Origin of the sequence: Oligoflexus sp., from assembly GCF_035712445.1 — a bacterium.
GTDB lineage: Bacteria > Bdellovibrionota_B > Oligoflexia > Oligoflexales > Oligoflexaceae > Oligoflexus.
Window position 1 is genome coordinate 1 of record NZ_DASTAT010000054.1, and the last position, 18046, is coordinate 18046.

Here is an 18046-nt window from a genome sequence, read left to right on the forward strand (position 1 = left end):
TTCTGTGGACGAACACTGCACCTGGAAGGAGCTTTATCATGATACCTCAGGATTGGATCCATGCCTTGCTGGGCGGAATTATCATCGGAACCGCCGTGTCCATGATGCTGCTGATGAATGGGCGCGTCACCGGGATCAGCGGTATTATCAACGGTGCCATCTCTCCGCAAAAAGGCGACACGGCCTGGCGCTGGCTTTTTGTGGCCGGACTCATCGTCGGCGGACTGACCCTCGGAAGTTTGAATCCTCAGGTCTTTGGCCAGGCCTCGGGGCAAAGCCCCATGCTCACGATCGCGGCCGGGCTCTTGGTCGGCGTGGGGACCATCATGGGCAGCGGCTGTACCAGCGGGCACGGCGTCTGCGGCATCAGCCGCTTTTCACCTCGATCTTTGGTCGCCACCATCACGTTTATCGGCGCAGGTATGGTCAGCGTCTTCATCCTTCGCACACTGGGAGTGATACCATGAAGCAGGGTCTGGCGGCTTTTGCCGTAGGTTTTATCTTTGCCATAGGGCTCGGCGTCTCGGGGATGACGCAGCCTGAAAAGGTCATGGGATTTTTGGATGTGTTCGGCAACTGGGATCCCTCTTTGATGTTTGTCATGATCGGAGCGATCGGCGTGCATGCCGTCGCCTATCGCTTGATTCGCAAGCGTAGCTCGCCCCTCCTGGCTGGCAGCTGGCATGTTCCGACGAAGAAGGATCTGACTCCGGCTCTCATGATCGGTTCCGTTCTTTTTGGGCTCGGCTGGGGGCTTGCAGGCTACTGCCCAGGACCCGCTGTGACCTCGCTGGCGAGTTTCCAGTTTCAAGCCTGGTTATTCGTGGCGGCCATGCTGGTGGGTATGCTGATTTTCAAGGCGCTCGACACAAAACTCAAACTTCAAAAGTGAGATGTCCATGGAAACGATAGGCTATGCTGCGTCACTGGTCATGGGTTTGTCTTTAGGCTTGATAGGCGGTGGTGGGTCCATACTTACTGTGCCCATCCTGGTTTATCTTTTTGCGATTCATCCGGTGCTGGCAACGGCCTACTCGCTTTTCATCGTGGGTTTAACGGCCCTGGTCGGCGGAATAGGGTATCTGAAAAAAGGCGAAGTGGATCTGAAAACGGGTTTTCTCTTCGCCGTGCCGAGCTTCATCGGCGTGTATGCAACCCGGGCCTTTGTCCTGCCTCGCGTGCCGGATCATATCTTCACGCTGGGAAGCTGGTCTGTCACCAAACCCCTCTTGATCATGATCGTTTTTGCGGTCCTGATGGTATTGGCTTCCATTTCCATGATTCGTGGCCGTAAACCCAAGGCGGATGCGAAGCCGCTCTCGGCTGCAGCCAAAGTTGGTCTGATTGGTCTGGAAGGACTGGTGGTGGGAACGATCACAGGTTTTGTGGGAGCCGGCGGCGGCTTTCTGATCATACCGGCGCTGGTTGTTCTGGTCGGTTTGCCCATGAAAAAAGCAGTCGGAACCTCGCTCTTTATTATCGCGGCGAAATCTCTGATAGGTTTTACAGGCGATCTGCAACATCAGGTGACCATAGACTGGCAGCTGCTCCTGATCATCAGCGGCATCGCGGTTGTGGGCCTTGCGGGTGGAATGCTCTTCAGTCGTAAACTGTCGGAAGCCGCGCTGAAGAAAGGCTTTGGTTACTTCGTCCTGATCATGGGCGTTTTTGTGCTAGGTGATCAAATCTCAAAGTTGTAAAAGATGGTGAAGCTGAAATTTCGTTGGAAAGGAAAATTTATGATCTTGCGAATCAAAGTATTATGGCCCTTATGCTTGTCCGCTTTCTTTGCGACGACCGCGATGTCTCAGCATGGTGGCCCCATGGGCGATCCCTCGCATCAGCAGGATCGCGCGGTTTTCCAGTATCTTTTGAGTCAGGGACCGTCGATCGAGCGAGTTGTGAAAGTTTTAGACAATGGTGTCGAGACTCTCACGGAATCGGCGGTGCCCGAGGTCGCAGCGAAGATCAAGGAGCATGTGCAGGCCATGAAAGGGCGCGTCGAGGATGTCAGGCCGATTCGGATGCGCGATCCCTTGTTTGCGGCCATATTTGAAAACGCCGAGGCGATTTCCATGAAGGTGGAGGAAACGGAACGCGGCGTGCGGGTGACGGAAACCTCGGAGCATCCTTATGTCGTCAAGCTGATCCAGGAGCATGCGAAGGTGGTTTCGAACTTTGTCAAGTATGGACATCAGGAAGCCATGAAGAATCACGCCGTGCCGCAGCCTTGAATTCATGAGGCCCTGTGGAGTACTATCCTGAGCGATGATGATGAACCTTCGCAAAGGATGGAAACCATGATCTCAGCCAAAGGCATTGCAGCGTTTTCGGCCAAAGAACCCCTTGGTCCCTGGAGTTTTCAAAGACGGAGCCCCAAGGATCATGATGTCGTGATAGATATCCAGTTCTGCGGTATCTGCCATTCTGATATTCACACGGTTCGAAGTGAATGGGGTGATATTCAGTATCCACTCGTACCGGGTCACGAGATCGCAGGCGTTGTGCGGCAGGTCGGTCCCAAGGTAACGAAATATAAAGTCGGCGACCATGTCGGTGTTGGCTGTTTTGTGGATTCCTGCCGTGAATGCGCCCACTGCAAACAGGAACTGGAAAACTACTGCCTGAAGGGCATGAACGCAACCTACAACAGTGTTGAAAAAGACGGAAAAACACCCACCCAGGGCGGCTATTCGGATGTGATCGTCGTCGATGAAAATTATGTCTTAAGAATCCCGAAGAATCTGCCCCTGGATCGTGCGGCGCCCCTGCTCTGCGCAGGCATCACCGTGTATTCACCCCTGATGCACTGGAAGGCAGGACCAGGCAAACGGGTGGGCGTCATGGGACTGGGCGGCCTTGGGCATATGGCGGTGAAGATCGCCCGCGCTCTGGGAGCCGAGGTGACTGTTCTGAGTCACTCCGATAAAAAGAAAGCGGACGCCTTGAAAATGGGGGCGCATCAATTTGTGTCCACGCATGATCACAGCGTATTCCAGGAGCTGGCGGGCACCTTTGATCTGATCATCAATACGGTGTCCTCGGCGGATCTTAATATGGGTGATTACTTCGGACTTTTGAAGCTCGATGCCACGCTCGTATCGGTGGGTGCGCCGGATAAGCCGCTGACCGTATCGGCTTTCCCGCTCATCCTGCAGCGCCGGAACTTTGCCGGTTCCCTGATTGGTTCCATCCGTGAAACTCAGGAAATGCTGGATTTCTGCGCCAAGCATGACATCACGCCGGAAATTGAAGTCGTGAGCCCAAAGGACGTTAACACGGCCTATGAGCGCGTGGTGAAAAGCGATGTGCGCTATCGCTTTGTGATTGATATGAAAAAACTTTAAAAAGCGTCAGTCAGCTGGGATCGCGGGACAGGTAACCCTTCTGCAGGGCCTGCCAGTTCAAAAGACTCAGCTGCAGCTCGTAAACATTCTGCTGCCAGGCGCGGATCGCGTCACGCTTTTCGCGCTCGGCATCCATCAAAGGCTGTATGCCGATCACACCGGATTCATAGAGCCGGCGCTGAGCATCATAGAGCTGTCCCGCCTGACGATAGGCTTCGCGCGAAATTTCCAGGGTCTTGTGCAGGTCCGTGATGTAACGGCGAAGACGCTGCGTCTCCATGCTGGTCTCGTAACGTGTGGCTTCCAATAAACTCGTGGCGGCCGTTTTTTCGGCGGCCGCGGCGCGGATTTCATGGTCCTGGGTGCGATCCCAAAGATTCCAGGAAAACTGCAGGGAAACGGACGTGAATTGATTCTTGTTCTTCACCTTAAGATCTTCATCCGCCAGCAGCCAGTCCGAACGTTCATCCTGACCCAGGCGTCCTACGAGATCAACGCGGGGGAGGTAGCGGGCGCGGTAGTTTTGGTCCAGACTGATTTCCGCCCTTTTTTGCCGGGCCAGTGAATCCTGTTCATCCAGCGAGGGCGCTTCGGGAGCTTTGAGTTCGGGAAGAGCAGCCGGGAAGGGCAGGGCAGCTTTGGTCAAAGCATTAAGATCCGCCGTCAGCGCGTCGGCTGATTCCTGGGGACCGAGAAGATTCAAAAGGTTCAGGTAATTCTGCTGCGTTTCGATCGAGGCGCGCGCTGCGGATGAACGCGCCGCACTTTCCCGCATTCCGGTCAGATGCACATCAATTTTTCCGACCTGGCCTGCATTGAATTTGCGTTCGGCCAGACTGCGAAGTTCGCTGGCATCCGTCAGTGAAGCCTCTTCAATCATTTGCCGAAAGAACTGGAAATTATAAGCAGTGGCCGATCGAGCCACTTGATAAGCCAGCTGCTCGCCTTCCAAAACTTTTTGAATCTCGGCCAGCGACTCATCCTGCCTCGCGAGGTCGACAGCTCCTGCATCCAGACCCCCGCGGTAAAGGTTTTCCTCGAGCACCAGGGACGCCCCGAGGGAATCAGCCCGCGAACGCTGATCGTCTTTCAGATTTTTGTCGATCCTCTGCTGCGCGCTGCCGTCCACTCTTAGAGTCGGCTGATAACGACCCTGAGCCGCATTCACAAGGGCTCGCCTGGCCTCCAGCTCCGCCTCACGAACTTTGATGCGTGGATGGGAACGGAGGCCCTGTTCGACCAGGCGGGCCACGGCGGCTTCCGCATCTTTGGCTGCAGGGTTGCCGGCCGCTTCGATACCCAGAAGCGCTGCAACGTCCTGCATGCGCTTCGTATCCGCATATAAAGGAGCGGCACTCAAAAAAGAGGCCATGACAAGAACAGTAAGTTTGGTGGGCAAAGACATAAGACTTCCTTTTATTCGCTACGTAAGGCTTCGCTGGGATCAAGGGTCGAGGCGCGCAGCGCCGGCATCATGCCAAAGGTCATGCCGCACACCACAGCGGTGCCGAGACCCAGAATCAAACCCAGGGGATTCAGAAGAAGCTGCTTGGGAATCACTTCCGGCAAAGCCGCATGACCGACCAGAGCCACGATATTGCAGAACACAGCGCCAATGATCGTTCCGACCAGGCCCGAGACCACGCAGAGCAGCATACATTCCACCAGGAACTGCCGGACGATGTCGCGGCCGGTAGCACCAAGGGCCTTGCGCAGACCGATTTCCTTGATCCTTTCGGCAATGGTCACGAGCATGATGTTCATGATGCCGATGCCGCCCACCAGAATGCAGAGCCCACCGATCAAAGTCGTGAGGGCCTGGAAAATGGTGATGAAGAGCATGATCTGGCCAATGGTTTCCTCGGGAACTTCCGCGCGGAAGGGATATTTCATGGCCGTTTTGAGGCGCAGGTAATTCACGACGGAATCCGCGAGCCAGCGTTGGGAAACGCCGGGTTTCGGAACGACCGAGATCCAGGTGCTGCGCTTTTCGGTGGTGTAATGCATCAGAAGGGAAAGCGGAACGAACATGCGGGCGTTCACATCCTTTTCACTGAAGGTCGTATCGCGTTTGCTCAGAACACCGACGATGGTGACGGTTGTCTGGAGACGGCCCCGGAGCGCCACGACTTCGCCGATCGGGAACTGAGGATTGGTGTAACGGCCGGCATAATGCTCGGAAAACATGGAGGAGGCAAAGTCGGAACCGACCAGGGCCACAGCTCCGGCGTCCTGGAATTCATGCGGCGCAATCATGCGGCCCTTGGTGATCTTGAGGCCCTGATCCAGCACATCATGAACGTTGCCGAGGCTATCCACTTTCACTTCCGTCGACACGCCGCCGACGACCGCGTTCTGATTGAAATCGCCCCAGAGCATCGAAATGCGGCCGTAATCCGCAAAGGTCGCCTGCATGCTGGGAAGGTCCTGGTCGATGTGAAGACCCTGCCAGTAACCGTTGGTGTTGGTGCGGGACGCCTGATAATCGAGGCCCACGTAGATGCGGTCCGCTCCGGAACGATCGAAGATTTTTAAGATGACATCCTGCGCCGCCGTACCGAGGGTGAGCATCGTCGTAATCGAGGTCACGCCGATAATCAAACCGAGACAGGTCAGGGCGGTGCGCAGCTTCGAGGACACCAGGGCCTGCCAGGCCTGGCGTAAAGGAGCCAGCGTCTGCCAGTTGGAAAGCCAGCTTGAAGGCGGCACTTCATCCAGGGAGGCAGGCGGCAGCTCGGCCCCTTCCAGCGCAAGGCCATCCTGCGCGTAATCGGCAACCACCGAACCATCTTTCAATTCAATGCGGCGTCGAGCGGCACGCGCGACCTCAGGATCATGGGTGATGAGGATCACCGTGCGGCCCTCGCGATGGAGCTGCGCAAAAATTTTCATGACCTCGGCGGAACTATGGGAATCCAAAGCACCCGTGGGTTCATCGGCAAGGATCACGGCCGGATCAAGCAGCAGCGCCCGGGCAATGGCCGCCCTTTGCTTCTGACCGCCGCTCAGGTTGGTCGGCAGCTTCAGAGCCTGGTCTTGAATCCCGAGGCGACCGAGCAGCTGCATCGCGCGTTTTTGATACTGGGCTCTTTCATCGGCACGCGGCCGGGGCTGCATATAGTTCAATGGCAGGAGCACATTTTCCAAAATGGTCAGTCGAGGCAAAAGATGAAACTGCTGAAACACAAAACCGATCGTGCGGTTGCGCAGCGAGGCGAGGTCATCCGCAGCCAGATCCGCCGTGTTTTCACCTTCGATGGCGAACAGGCCTTCCTGGGCCGTGGCCAGAGTTCCCAGCAAATTCATAAGAGTCGACTTGCCGGAACCGGACGCGCCTGTGATGGCCACAAATTCGCCCTGCTTGATCTGGAGCGAAATATCTTTCAGCGCGAGGAAGGCTGCCGCATCACGACCATAGCGATAGGAAAGACTGTGAATATCAATCAGCGTCGCTTGATCTTTCACTGTTTCACCGTCTCTTTCCTGATCTGTGGGCTTTCCGCGACTTCGAAAATCTGCGGCGATGCGAAGTCGATCTCCATGACTTCATCACCTTCTTTCAGACCGGAGACGATCTGGACATCGGTGGCATTCACGGCGCCGGTTTCCACGGATGCATAGCGGTAGCCTTTGGGATTGTTTGTATCCTGGAGGCGGACGTAGGATTGCCCCGGCAGCATAAGAACACAGGACACGGGAAGGGTCAGCGCATCATTCTGCTCGGCAAAAATAAGGTCCACGGTGGCATTCATTTCCGGGAGCAGGCGCGCATCCTTTTGATTGATGCCGACATAGACATCGAAGTAGGTGAAGCCGGCCTTCATATCCGCACGGCCTTGACCCCCAATTTGTTCGACCCTGCCGTCATAGGCTATGTCTGGATAGGCATCCAAGCGGACCTTGACCGGCAGGCCGTCTTTCACATAACGCAGGTCCGCTTCCATGACCTTGATGCGCACCTGCAGATTGTTCATATCCGCCACGACCATGACCATGCGATCGTTGCCGCCGCCGATATCCGAACCGGATGCGCCCATGCCTGCGCCGCCCAATACGAAGTCACCCGGTCTTTTGTCGACCAGTGTTACGATGCCCTGGATAGGGGAGCGGACATAGACAAGTCCGTTTGAGCCTTCTTTTTTCGAGGCTTGAGGACCTGCCTGCGTCAGGCCAAGGTTGGATTCCATGATGCTGAGTCTTTCGCGGGCGGATGCCAGCTCCAGGCGCAGCTTCTGCAGTTCGCTTTCTTCGCGCGCCACCTGATCAACGCCGATCAGGTCCTTCACCAGGGATTTATTGTTGACGAGCTTACTGGCCGATCCGACTTCAAATTCCAAAGCCCGGACCCGGGCTCTGAGGTCCTGAAGCTCCGTCTGGCCGGCGGCTTCCAGCTGCATGGTGAAGAGCAGATCATCCGGCTCGACTTTGGCGCCTTCCTTCACATTCAAGGCCACGATTCGCCCGGATTGCTGCGCCGTAATCACCATGGTTTTTTCGGGAAAGATTTTACCGGAGAGCTGCAGGGTCTGGGCGATGTTCTTTTTTTGGACCTTAAACAGTTTGGATGTGCTGGTGGAGCTGGTCTGCAAACGCTTCCAGCTGATACCGGCGATCACGACGACCAGGATACCAAGAGCGGCCAGTATCATCCGGCGGCGGGTGAATCCAGGTCTTTTCACGGTCTTGCTTGCCATTCTGCACATCCTTAAATAAGGGAAATAATGAGAGAGTCTCGGAAGCGGGATTAAGCGCTGGCCAACGAAAATGACGATGTTTCGTGAGGCAATATTGCAAAAAAACCAAGGGAGTTCATCTTGCAGTTGGAGAGATCGTTCTCAGAATTGATCACGGCGAGCATTGGGAAGTTTACAAGGTCATTATGACCATTGCGCAGGCGGAGGCCTTTGGCCAGAATTGTGGGTGACAAGGAGGGCACTCATGAAAAAAGCTCAACGCAGTTTTGTTTACGAAAGGCTCACGGCGAAGGACGTCCCGAGCATGCGGGCGCTTTTGGACGTCTATGCGGTGGCGTTTGAAGACCCCGAGTCCTATCAGTCACGTCCCCCGTCCGATGATTATCTGCGCCGGCTATTGGGCCGCGAGACCTTTTTCACCGTGGTCGCCAAACATGAGGGGTCGGTGGTCGGCGGGCTTTCCGCCTATCAGCTGGAAAAATTCGAGCAGGAACGGAGCGAGGTCTATATTTACGATCTGGCCGTTCAGGAAGATTTCCGCCGTCAGGGTGTGGCCCGGGGCTTGATTCAGCAGCTGATCACGCTGGCCCGGGATCGCGGCGCCTGGGTGATCTTCGTTCAGGCGGATTATGGTGATGAGCCGGCTATCAAACTCTATGAATCCATGGGCGTGCGGGAGGAGGTTCTTCATTTTGATATATCCATGAACCCGGCGGGTCGCCATGAACCCGAGTGAAAAGCCTGTACCGGCGCAACGAGCCGACTGGCGCAAGCGGATGTATATCGTCATCTTTGGTTCGGATACCAGGGCGGGAAAAATGTTTGATCTCGCCCTTCTGTGGCTGATCGTCCTCAGTATCCTTTGCGTGACTCTGGAAACGGTGTCCAGCATCTATCAGGACTACCGCCCGTGGTTTCGTTATGCTGAGTGGGCCTTCACCGCGATCTTCCTCGTCGAGTATATCCTGCGGCTCATCTGTGTGCCGCGCGCCTCGGTTTATGCAAGAAGTTTTCTGGGTCTGATTGATCTCTTCTCGATCATTCCCTCGTTTTTAAGCCTCTATTACGCCGGTGCGCAAAGCCTCCTCGTGATCCGCGCGATTCGACTGCTGCGGGTGTTCCGTATACTGAAGCTGACTCAGTTTTTGGAGGAGGGCGAGGTCCTGATGAGCGCCCTCTTTGCGAGCCGGCATAAAATTTTGGTCTTTTTAGGGGGCGTGCTGTCGCTGGTCCTGATCATCGGGGCCGTGATGCATCTGGTGGAAGGACCCGAGCATGGTTTTACCAGCATTCCCGTCAGCATTTATTGGGCGGTCGTGACTTTGACCACGGTGGGTTACGGTGATATCACGCCTTTGACTCCGCTCGGCAAGGTCCTGGCCACCTTCGTGATGCTCATGGGTTATGGGATCCTCGCGGTTCCGACCGGCATCGTGTCGGTGGAAATCGGTCGCGCCAGCCGCCGCGGGCAGTATGCGGTCGCGTGTCCGCGCTGTGGTGAAGATAAGCACCTCGTGGGCAGTCGCTACTGCTTTCGCTGCGGCGAGCGCCTGCCTGGGGTATGAATCATTTCAGACTCTCAATGGACATTGGCCCCTTCCTTCAGAACGCCATATTCCCGACCGAATTCCACGAGCTGGGTCTTGATGTGCTGGAGCGTATGCCGGAAGCGCTCCATCTGCTCGTTTTCATCGACGCCTCCCGCCAGAGGATCCGGCAGGGTCCAGTGAATTTTCTTCGCGTTCACGAGTTTGATGGGGCAGACCTCATCGGGGCAGAAGGTGATCACAAAGTCGAGATCGTGCAGAAAATCATCCGACAGTTCATCGAGATGCTTGGAGCGGAGCAGCCCCGTGTCGGCTCCGAATTCCTGCAGGGCCTTGACGGCAAGAGGATGCACAGGAGAGGGATGGGCCCCGGCGCTCTCCAGATGAGCCTGCTCGCTGAAGATATTTTTTGCCACCGCTTCGGCGAGTTGACTGCGAACCGAATTCGTCTCGCCCATGAACAGTATTTTCATAAAAACTCCTTGCTCTGTTTTGTTGCTAATCGAAACCTCGCATCTCCAGGACCTGCTTCACGCGCTCAATCGCAATTACATAGGCAGCCTGCCGATAGCTGCAGGCGTATTTGGCTTTGATTTCCAAAACGTGATTCCAGCCGCGCTGCAGCCAGAATTCGAGCTCCTGAAAGACCCTTTCCTTGTTCCACAGCGTCCCCTGACGGTTCTGGCACCATTCGAAATAGGACACGGTCACGCCCCCGGCATTCGCGAGTATATCGGGAATCACCTGGCAGCCTTGATCCATCAGCATGCGATCGGCTGCGGGCGTGATGGGGAAATTCGCGCCTTCCACGATCAGACGAGCGCTTACCCGCGAGGCATTGTGCTCCTGAATCACGGCTTCGAGCGCCGCGGGAATCAGAATATCGACCTTCTGATAAAGCGCGTCATCGCTGCTGTCGCTAACCGTTTTATAGGCGACGCATTCCCGGCACTCGCTGAGACTTTTCTTCTGACCGTTCGGGTGCAGCTGCTGGATGAGCCGCGGGATATCAAGACCCTCGGGCTCATAAAGACTGCCCGTGGCATCACTGATGCACACAATGCGCGCTCCCATCTCATGCAGGGTGAGGGCCGCGTGGGAGCCAACGTTGCCAAAACCCTGAATCGCCACGGTCGCGTTTTGCAGATCAAGACCTTCATAGGCCGCGGCCCAGCTGGCCATGATCGCGACGCCGCGGCCGGTCGCTTCACGCCGTCCCGCGATACCGCCGAGCAGAGGATGTTTGCCGGTCACCACGTTGGGCTGGTGACCGTGCATGCGCGAATAGGCATCGACGATCCAGCCCATCTCCCTTTCGCCGGTGCCGACATCCGGCGCGGGAATATCCATCTCGGGGCCGATCAGTCCATTCATTTTCTCGACGTATTTTTTGGTGAGCGAGGACAGCTCACGCGCGGAGAAATCCCGCGGATTGATGCGTAGGCCGCCTTTCGCACCACCGAAAGGCAGACCGAGAAGGGCTGTTTTCCAGGTCATGATCGAAGCCAGCATTGCGCAATGATCGATGTCCACGCTGGGATGATAGCGCAGCCCGCCTTTGAAGGGACCAAGGGCATTGTTATGCTGCACGCGAAAGCCCCGGATCACCATGATGCTTCCATCATCCCGGACCAGCGGGATTTCAACTTCGACCTTGCGATCCGCATTTTTAAGAATGGTACCGAGCTGCCCTTTCTGATCATAACCGAGAATGCGGAAGGCATCATCGAGACAGCTATCGAGCGAGACATTGAGCGAGGCGTTTTCAGTTGCCATGAGCGGCCTCGCTCTGCATCATGCCAGGCTCGGGGTGGAACGTCGGGGCATTTTTTACGGCCTCCCGCGTGATGGTGATCGCGACCCAGCGATCGTGCCAGCTGATGGTTTCAATCACGCGGCGCGGCAGGATCACGCTTCGGCTCGGCCACCAGTTGATGGTGTCAGCGACGATATGCAGGATGCGGTAGGTGCGGGTGTCGAAGAGAAAATCTTCGAGACTGCCCAACTCTCCATCGGTGGCTTTGATGTGATAGCCCCTCACTTCGCGCAGGCTATGCAGATCGGGATTGGCCTCTTTGCGGCGTTTGTCCTCCATCAGCCCTTTCCAATCGAGCAGCTCCCGACGCGACGGCGGCAGCGGCACGATGTGGGTAAAAAGATTCTGGCGGGCGGTGCCCTGCAGATTCCAGTAAGGCGTCCAGCCGTAATAATCGTGCAGTCGATTTTCATACTGCCGTGAGACAGGCATATCGGAAGCTGCCGCTGGACTTTCTGCAACCTGCGCTTTGGTGAGCAGAGTTCCGAGCCCGGCCTCATCCTGCTCAAGATTCAGACTGGAGGGAATCAGCAGCACCTGTCTTTTTTCAAGCCAGGGCCCGATTTCGACCACGCAGTAGCGCAGCGTCCACGATCGCTTGTCAAAATAAATATCCTTGACGACTCCGATCTCGCCATCCACTGCCAGAACTTTCTGCCCTATGAAACGTGATGCAGCCCTCAGCATGAGCGCCTCCCTTGCCTTGGTTCGACTACGCTATTCTTATAAGCAAAACCCTTGCCAGCGTCGGGGGGTATGTCTTTTGCATAGCTGGAATCCTGAATTGGCTTTCGAAAGAAAATAACCATGTCCAATCTGTCCAGTCTTCAAAGTTTCAAGCAGCGCCTTGCGCATACCAAAGTTCCGGTCAGCCTTGGCCGCTTTTGGAGCTTTCTGCGCACTTTGGCTGAAGACATCGGTCAGACCAACCTTCTGATCCATGCCAGCAGCATGGCTTATATGACTCTCGGTTCCATCATTCCGCTGCTTGCGCTGACCTTTGCCATAGTCTCGGCCTTTCAACCGATTGCGGTCGCCGATGCAGACTGGCTCGCGAGTTTCAAAGTCTTTATTCTGGAAAACCTTGCGCCGCAGTCCGGGGAAAACATGGTCCGGGTGCTGGAAACTTTTCTGGCCAACCTGGATGTGGCGAAAATCGGATTGACCGGATTTCTGACTCTGATCGTGCTCATCATCCTTCTGCTCCGTGACATCGAGGTGGCCCTGAACAGCATCTGGCAGGTGCCGCAGACAAGGTCCTTTCTGAAGCGCTTCATGTTCTTCTGGATCACAACCACTCTGGGCGCCTTGTGCCTTTCCATTGTTTTTGCCGCGTTTTCCCGGGTTTCCCTTTTCGATGGCGCGTCGATCGAAGAGGTGATTCCGAGCGATGCTCTGGCGACTTTCATCAATGTGCTGGCAACCTTCATCTTTTTCACCGTTCTGCAGAAGATCGGCCCCAACTGCCATGTGTCGCTCAAAGCCGCGGCGGTGGGCGGGCTGGTGGCCACGGTCATGATTCGCCTCGCATCGAAGGGCTTCGCCTTTTATTCCGCGCATAGTGCTTGGAACCAGGATATTTATGAAGCCCTGGCGGTGGTTCCCCTTTTTCTGCTTTGGCTCTACCTGGGCTGGTTTGTGATACTTTTCAGTGCCATCATCGCCTGGCGGACGCATCACGGATTCGGCGTGCAAAGGGCCCACGAGGCGGGCCGGGCAGGTCGCGCCAAGCGGGGCGAGCATGAAGCGATCCAGCTGCGTGATCTTCATATTCGATCCATGCTCCCTTTGATCTGTGTTCTGATGGCAGGCGTTCGCTTTCTGGAAGCCAAGGGGGAAGGCGTCCAGGGCCGGCAGCTGGCTGTCGATCTCGATATCCCACCCTACTGGGTGCGCGAGGCTCTGCAGATAGCCGAAGAGCGCGGGCTTCTTTTGATCAAAAGACCGCCGATGGATAAGACGGGATCGGAAAATGATGTGCTGGAGCTGATGGCCTATCCGAGCGTCCCCCTCGATCGAATTTCGATGGATGAGCTCTTGCAAAAGCTAACGCATGAGACTCAGGAATGGGTGCGGTCACGCCCCGCGGAACTGAGCGTGGACCTGGAAGGTCTTTTGAAGAATGCCTTCGTAAGCCTGGGCATCGAGCGTCAGCAGCCTTCGCTGGCGGCTCTGCTGGAGTCGGCGGCCAGTCCGAAAAGAACGATGCCTGTCCATGATGCCTGAATCGAACCGAGTGGTTTCGCATTTGCCTCTTGTCAAAATCCTGGAGTTCGTCCAAAGTGCAGCCGCAGTTTGAAATGCGTACGAGCCGGTGAAGTACGGTGTAATTCCGTCGCTGTCCCGCAACTGTAATCCCCTTCGGGTAAGCCAGATCCCACTCGTGCGTTCCATACCCGCGGAGGTTCTTGCATGTTTTGCATGCGATTGGGTCTGTTTTTCCTGGCTTCGAGTTTTCCCGTCCTCGCCTCAGATTCCGAACACATGGAAGTGACCGGCCTACGCTATTCCTGGCTCGACACGGTGCAGACCGCCAGTGAAGGACAGGTCGATCATGAGCAGCTTCAGCAGCGGCCTATCCTCAGGCCTGGCGAGATCATGGAATCGGTGCCGGGTTTGATCACAACGCAGCACAGCGGAACGGGCAAGGCCAATCAGTATTTTCTGAGGGGCTTCAACCTCGATCATGGGACGGATTTTGCGACCTTTGTCGATGGCATTCCCATCAACATGCCCTCGCATGCGCACGGTCAGGGCTATACCGATGTCAACTTTTTGGTTCCTGAAATCCTGGAACGAGTGGAATACAGCAAGGGCCCTTACGCGGCGGAAGTCGGGGATTTCAGCGGCGCCGGGCATGTGCAGCTGCAAACCCGCGATGAATTTCCGCATGGACTCCTGAAATATACCAGCGGCAGCTATGACTATCATCGCCTCCTTCTGCTGGATACCGTTCCTTTTGGTCAGCACTCGCGCTTCAGCTATGCGTTGGAGGGTACCCGTTATCAGGGGCCGTGGTCGGGCGTGGATGAACGCCTGCGGAAGTCTCTTGCCTGGTTGAAGTGGTCAATTCCTACCGATCACGGGCAGCATACGCTGACGTTCCAGCATTATAAAGGATCTTGGAACGCCGCCGACCAGATCCCCGAGCGTGCTGTGGAAGCGAAGCTTCTCAATCGTCTCGGTACAGTGGATAAGTCCACGGGCGGACGCACGCAGCGCGATAGCTTCAGCTGGATGTGGACGCGAAAAGAACAGGATCATGCTTTCCATGTTCAGCTTTATGCGGTGAACTACGGCCTTAACCTCTGGTCGAATCTGAGCTACTTCCTCGAAGACCCCGAGCTTGGGGATCAGTTCGAGCAGGAGGATCGTCGTTCGATTGCGGGCTCTTCCCTCAGTTTTTCCCAGGACTGGGTCATGGGAAGCATTCCGGGAACTTTGATTCTCGGGCTTCAGAGTCGCTACGATGATATTCGCGAACTTGGATTTTATAAAACGGTTGCACGCGAACGCCTGGAAGCCAAGGGGAAGGATGCCGTACGCGAATTGCAGAACGGCGCTTTTTTCGAGCAGGAATGGAAGTGGACCCCTGATTTTCAGAGCACCTTCGGTCTGCGTTATGATCAACTCGATGTGAGGCGCAAGGATAGGCTGGCCGCTGGGTCCTATACCAGCAACGATGCCATCACCAGTCCCAAATTCAGCACCCGCTATCGGGTTCTGGATGGACTCTGGATGTTTGCGAGTGCCGGTCAAAGCTTTCATAGCAATGATGCGCGCGGCATAACCTCGCGCGACAGTGCCGCGCCCGGGCTGGTCCCGGTTCGGGGTTACGAGGTCGGCAGCAGCTGGACCCGTGAGAGTTTCAGGATGTCGGTGGCTCTTTGGAGGCTGCAGCTGGAATCAGAATTGCTTTATATCGGCGACGCCGGAGTCACGGAACCAGCGCGCGCGAGTCGTCGTCAGGGCGTGGACACCCTTGTGCAGCTCTCTCCTTCACCGGGTTTTCATGCGGATCTGGAACTGTCCTGGGCGAACGCGCGCTTTCTATCCGACCCCGATGCGGAAGGCCGACGCGTGGAAGGTCATCTTCCCTTTGTCGGCATGCTCGGCCTCGGGAGTCAGCTGAATTCCGCATGGTCGGTGGATGCAAGGTTCCGGCACTTTGGAAAAAGACCTCTCACCGCCGATGGGCAGCAGAGTTCGGAGCCGACGACCGTGGTCAACGGGCAGCTGGCCTATGCTCAGGATATGTGGGAAGCATCGCTGGATCTTTTGAATGCCCTGGATACGGACGCGCATGATATCGACTATTTCTATGAATCCCAGCTGGCTGACGAAAGTGAACCCGTGGCCGATCGCCATTACCATCCTGTGGAACCGCGATCGGTGCGGGTCCAGTTAGGCCGCAGGTTCTAGAAAGGGCACCTCAGCCCTTCCACTGAAGCGCCGGCGGTAAATGCGCCTCGAATTTACGCGCCAGATCATAGGGATTCCACGCGGGCCCATAGCGCATGGGCACACGTGGAACGTGAAGGAGAAGCCTAAGACCAAAAGCCACGAAAGCGGTATGAAAGATCCAGGCCGCAAGGATGAAGGCGGGGCTCGACATCAGTCCGCGAATATCGGTGACAACGAGGGCAAGCAGAACTTCGCCGATCACCAGGGGTAAACCCAGGATCTGCGCAAGATGATTTTTGTAACAGAATGCCGTCGCGTGCATCAGAATCAAAAGCGAGAGCGGGGCGAGGGCCACGGGCAGGCTGCTCGAAAAGAGCGTGCTCGCCAAAAGAAGGGTTCCCGCGTAGTTGGCCGCGATGCTGATCCCGAGACTCAGATCATCCCAAACCTTATGCGTGCGGAAACGTGCGGCTCCGGTGACCGCAGCGAGCAGGAACATCGAAAGACTGAGAAGTTCGCGTTCCATAGGATATCCTTTATTTTGCGGGGGTTAGCCGTAAAATAGCCTATCGGATCCTATGATAATGAAAATCAAGATCAATTACAAGATGTTTTTTGACCGGCTCAGGGCAGAGCCACGAGCTGTTCCAGAAGCTGGCGGCTCGTGATGCGATTCTGCAGATAAAGATCCCCGGTCACCACACCATCGGCCAGAACCATATGATGCGCCTCGCTTTCCTCTGCGGCTTCCAGTTCGATATTCCAAACGATGGCGTTGGGATTCGGGGTTTCCTGCTGGACAAGGTTTACTCTTTTCCATTCATCATGGGCGCTGCGCACCAGATCACCGGCCTTGAGATCCTTGGCTCCGATCAGACCGAGCTGGCTCAAGAAAGGATGATCACGCGTCACGCGCACGTCCTTGTCACCAATCCGCACAAGGTAAAGACCCTGATATTCCGGCCCGCGCACGACATTGCGCAGCGCCACGCCGCGCTTCAGCATGGGGTTATAGACAAGGTCACCGATCCTGAGGTCCTTGATGATCCTATCGGTGCCATCGGCCATGCGAATGCGGGTGTTTTCATCAAAGCAGCCCATGGCTCGGGAACCAACGATGCCGGCCGGTGCGCAGGCGTTCGCGGGATCAAAACCATAGAAATCCTTGCAGTGATAGCAAAGTTCCAGATTGGGAAACTGCGCCTGAAAGCCATTGATATGCGAGCCGCCGGCCGGGTTGCACATGCCCACGGGAGGCTGGCTCTTCACGATCGCGCATTGGCTGGCGCAGACTCCTCCATTGCCCGAGCCGCTGCCGGCGGGAAAGGAGAGACTGAGTTTAAAATCCATGATGACCTTGGAGCCATCCACCTGCTCGGCGATCGCCGTATAGGTGTGAAAGCCCGCGACAGCGGGAATCGGACCCAGGATCACCTTATGCGCGGGATCTATGCGGAAGGCTGCGGTCTTGGGAAAGGAATTGGTGGCCGCGATCTGCGTTCCGTCCCGCAGAATTTTGGCGTCCGTGACCACGTGGTTGCATTCCAGGAAGAGACTGCCTTGATCAAAGGGTGAATCATATTCCTGGGCCGGACCTGGGATTTTATTGACAGGCAGCGGCGTTCCATCCTTCTGCTGCACATAGAAGTGGCAGCTCGAAGGCGGTGGGGGCGCCATGGCCAGGAGAGCCTTGGTCAGCATAGCCTTCTGGCCAGGCTTGGCAGGAGCCAGTGCCTCCACGTAAATGCCCTGCACCAAAAAAGGTCGCGTGGCATCATCACTGCATTTATAACCAAGAACCTTCAGCTGCGTGTTCTCATCAGGCGCAAGACCCGGATTATTCTTTTTGCTCAGGCGATCAAAGACGTCATCTATATTGGTCTTGAGCTTATCCTGATTGAAGCTCTTGATGGTCAGGCTCGCCACTTCCGAGCGCCAGTAAAGGTCGGCCTGTTCCTTCAGCTTGCGATTCTGATCGCAGGCGCCCGCAGGTATATAAGGATCCACATAGACTGGTGCGGGCTGGGCCGGTTGATCCGGGACCAGAAGCCTTGCGGCCAGCTGAATGGAGGACGTATTCTGCTGCTGCATGAAAGATTTGCTGCTTTCCACCTTGACCTGATCGGCGCGCGAACTCAGGCTTTTGAATTCCATCTGCGAGAGCATCAATGAAAAGCCGCCGACGAAGATAAGGAATGCGGCGGAGGCATTGCCTCGTTCTGAATGCGTCATCCATCA

17 protein-coding genes are annotated in these 18046 nt (G+C 56.1%); 9 read left to right on the forward strand and 8 right to left on the reverse strand.

Annotated elements, in window-relative coordinates; genetic code table 11:
* The first annotated feature begins 38 nt into the window (after positions 1-38).
* The 5 genes from VFO10_RS10785 (at position 39) to VFO10_RS10805 (ending at position 3347) form a co-directional block, all read left to right on the forward strand.
* The gene (locus VFO10_RS10785; protein ID WP_325139895.1) at positions 39-467 is read left to right on the forward strand and encodes a YeeE/YedE family protein; all 429 of its coding nucleotides are present in this window, start codon (positions 39-41) and stop codon (positions 465-467) included.
* Complete coding sequence (locus VFO10_RS10790) at positions 464-892, forward strand: DUF6691 family protein (RefSeq protein WP_325139897.1); 429 nt, start codon at positions 464-466, stop codon at positions 890-892. The genes VFO10_RS10785 and VFO10_RS10790 overlap by 4 nt, the downstream gene beginning before the upstream one ends.
* A 7-nt stretch (positions 893-899) precedes the next feature.
* Complete coding sequence (locus VFO10_RS10795; RefSeq protein ID WP_325139898.1) at positions 900-1700, forward strand: sulfite exporter TauE/SafE family protein; 801 nt, start codon at positions 900-902, stop codon at positions 1698-1700.
* Between the two features lie 102 nt (positions 1701-1802).
* Positions 1803-2234 (forward strand): hypothetical protein, encoded by a 432-nt coding sequence (locus VFO10_RS10800; protein ID WP_325139900.1) that lies wholly within the window; start codon positions 1803-1805, stop codon positions 2232-2234.
* A gap of 66 nt (positions 2235-2300) precedes the next feature.
* Positions 2301-3347, forward strand: coding sequence for an NAD(P)-dependent alcohol dehydrogenase (locus tag VFO10_RS10805; RefSeq protein WP_325139902.1), 1047 nt, complete (start codon positions 2301-2303; stop codon positions 3345-3347).
* 10 nt (positions 3348-3357) lie between these two features.
* On the opposite strand, the gene VFO10_RS10810 is transcribed toward VFO10_RS10805, so the two are convergent.
* The 3 genes from VFO10_RS10810 to VFO10_RS10820 are packed head-to-tail and all read right to left on the reverse strand — an operon-like array spanning position 3358 to position 8041.
* Complete coding sequence (locus VFO10_RS10810; RefSeq protein ID WP_325139904.1) at positions 3358-4752, reverse strand: TolC family protein; 1395 nt, start codon at positions 4750-4752, stop codon at positions 3358-3360.
* Positions 4753-4763: 11 nt separating this feature from the next.
* Positions 4764-6812 carry an ATP-binding cassette domain-containing protein gene (locus tag VFO10_RS10815; RefSeq protein WP_325139906.1) on the reverse strand — a complete coding sequence of 683 codons (2049 nt, stop codon included), beginning with the start codon at positions 6810-6812 and terminating at the stop codon, positions 4764-4766.
* Positions 6809-8041: an efflux RND transporter periplasmic adaptor subunit gene (locus tag VFO10_RS10820; RefSeq protein WP_325139908.1), complete on the reverse strand. Its 1233-nt coding sequence runs from the start codon at positions 8039-8041 to the stop codon at positions 6809-6811. Before VFO10_RS10820 ends, VFO10_RS10815 begins: the two co-directional genes overlap by 4 nt.
* A 244-nt stretch (positions 8042-8285) precedes the next feature.
* Between VFO10_RS10820 and VFO10_RS10825 the strand changes: the two genes are divergently transcribed.
* Together VFO10_RS10825 and VFO10_RS10830 are read left to right on the forward strand one after the other, a co-directional pair.
* The gene (locus VFO10_RS10825) at positions 8286-8777 is read left to right on the forward strand and encodes an AAC(3)-I family aminoglycoside N-acetyltransferase (RefSeq protein WP_325139909.1); all 492 of its coding nucleotides are present in this window, start codon (positions 8286-8288) and stop codon (positions 8775-8777) included.
* On the forward strand, positions 8764-9606 hold the full coding sequence (locus tag VFO10_RS10830) for an ion transporter (RefSeq protein ID WP_325139911.1): 843 nt from the start codon (positions 8764-8766) through the stop codon (positions 9604-9606). The genes VFO10_RS10825 and VFO10_RS10830 overlap by 14 nt, the downstream gene beginning before the upstream one ends.
* Positions 9607-9620: 14 nt before the next feature.
* Here the strand turns inward: VFO10_RS10830 and VFO10_RS10835 are convergent, their stop codons facing one another.
* The 3 genes from VFO10_RS10835 to VFO10_RS10845 are packed head-to-tail and all read right to left on the reverse strand — an operon-like array spanning position 9621 to position 12091.
* The gene (locus tag VFO10_RS10835) at positions 9621-10061 is read right to left on the reverse strand and encodes an arsenate reductase ArsC (RefSeq protein WP_325139913.1); all 441 of its coding nucleotides are present in this window, start codon (positions 10059-10061) and stop codon (positions 9621-9623) included.
* A 25-nt stretch (positions 10062-10086) separates the two neighbouring features.
* Positions 10087-11364: a Glu/Leu/Phe/Val dehydrogenase gene (locus tag VFO10_RS10840; protein ID WP_325139915.1), complete on the reverse strand. Its 1278-nt coding sequence runs from the start codon at positions 11362-11364 to the stop codon at positions 10087-10089.
* Positions 11354-12091: a PRC-barrel domain-containing protein gene (locus VFO10_RS10845; protein ID WP_325139917.1), complete on the reverse strand. Its 738-nt coding sequence runs from the start codon at positions 12089-12091 to the stop codon at positions 11354-11356. The genes VFO10_RS10840 and VFO10_RS10845 overlap by 11 nt, the downstream gene beginning before the upstream one ends.
* A 120-nt stretch (positions 12092-12211) precedes the next feature.
* Here VFO10_RS10845 and VFO10_RS10850 point away from each other — a divergent pair, with 120 nt between their 5' ends.
* Both VFO10_RS10850 and VFO10_RS10855 read left to right on the forward strand, forming a co-directional pair.
* Positions 12212-13630 carry a YihY/virulence factor BrkB family protein gene (locus tag VFO10_RS10850; RefSeq protein ID WP_325139919.1) on the forward strand — a complete coding sequence of 473 codons (1419 nt, stop codon included), beginning with the start codon at positions 12212-12214 and terminating at the stop codon, positions 13628-13630.
* A gap of 186 nt (positions 13631-13816) precedes the next feature.
* Positions 13817-15826 (forward strand): TonB-dependent receptor, encoded by a 2010-nt coding sequence (locus tag VFO10_RS10855; protein ID WP_325139921.1) that lies wholly within the window; start codon positions 13817-13819, stop codon positions 15824-15826.
* 10 nt (positions 15827-15836) lie between these two features.
* Here VFO10_RS10855 and VFO10_RS10860 read toward each other — a convergent pair whose 3' ends face one another.
* Both VFO10_RS10860 and VFO10_RS10865 read right to left on the reverse strand, forming a co-directional pair.
* Positions 15837-16334: a hypothetical protein gene (locus VFO10_RS10860; protein WP_325139923.1), complete on the reverse strand. Its 498-nt coding sequence runs from the start codon at positions 16332-16334 to the stop codon at positions 15837-15839.
* Positions 16335-16432: 98 nt separating this feature from the next.
* Complete coding sequence (locus VFO10_RS10865) at positions 16433-18040, reverse strand: Hint domain-containing protein (RefSeq protein WP_325139924.1); 1608 nt, start codon at positions 18038-18040, stop codon at positions 16433-16435.
* Positions 18041-18046: the final 6 nt, after the last annotated feature.

Bases quoted from the DNA above. Each gene is read 5' to 3' on its own strand.
- VFO10_RS10785 (WP_325139895.1), top strand. From the start codon at position 39: ATGATACCTCAGGATTGGATCCATGCCTTGCTGGGCGGAATTATCATC.
- VFO10_RS10790 (WP_325139897.1), top strand. From the start codon at position 464: ATGAAGCAGGGTCTGGCGGCTTTTGCCGTAGGTTTTATCTTTGCCATA.
- VFO10_RS10795 (WP_325139898.1), top strand. From the start codon at position 900: ATGGAAACGATAGGCTATGCTGCGTCACTGGTCATGGGTTTGTCTTTA.
- VFO10_RS10800 (WP_325139900.1), top strand. From the start codon at position 1,803: ATGTCTCAGCATGGTGGCCCCATGGGCGATCCCTCGCATCAGCAGGAT.
- VFO10_RS10805 (WP_325139902.1), top strand. From the start codon at position 2,301: ATGATCTCAGCCAAAGGCATTGCAGCGTTTTCGGCCAAAGAACCCCTT.
- VFO10_RS10810 (WP_325139904.1), bottom strand. From the start codon at position 4,752: ATGTCTTTGCCCACCAAACTTACTGTTCTTGTCATGGCCTCTTTTTTG.
- VFO10_RS10820 (WP_325139908.1), bottom strand. From the start codon at position 8,041: ATGGCAAGCAAGACCGTGAAAAGACCTGGATTCACCCGCCGCCGGATG.
- VFO10_RS10825 (WP_325139909.1), top strand. From the start codon at position 8,286: ATGAAAAAAGCTCAACGCAGTTTTGTTTACGAAAGGCTCACGGCGAAG.
- VFO10_RS10830 (WP_325139911.1), top strand. From the start codon at position 8,764: ATGAACCCGAGTGAAAAGCCTGTACCGGCGCAACGAGCCGACTGGCGC.
- VFO10_RS10835 (WP_325139913.1), bottom strand. From the start codon at position 10,061: ATGAAAATACTGTTCATGGGCGAGACGAATTCGGTTCGCAGTCAACTC.
- VFO10_RS10840 (WP_325139915.1), bottom strand. From the start codon at position 11,364: ATGGCAACTGAAAACGCCTCGCTCAATGTCTCGCTCGATAGCTGTCTC.
- VFO10_RS10845 (WP_325139917.1), bottom strand. From the start codon at position 12,091: ATGCTGAGGGCTGCATCACGTTTCATAGGGCAGAAAGTTCTGGCAGTG.
- VFO10_RS10850 (WP_325139919.1), top strand. From the start codon at position 12,212: ATGTCCAATCTGTCCAGTCTTCAAAGTTTCAAGCAGCGCCTTGCGCAT.
- VFO10_RS10855 (WP_325139921.1), top strand. From the start codon at position 13,817: ATGTTTTGCATGCGATTGGGTCTGTTTTTCCTGGCTTCGAGTTTTCCC.
- VFO10_RS10860 (WP_325139923.1), bottom strand. From the start codon at position 16,334: ATGGAACGCGAACTTCTCAGTCTTTCGATGTTCCTGCTCGCTGCGGTC.
- VFO10_RS10865 (WP_325139924.1), bottom strand. From the start codon at position 18,040: ATGACGCATTCAGAACGAGGCAATGCCTCCGCCGCATTCCTTATCTTC.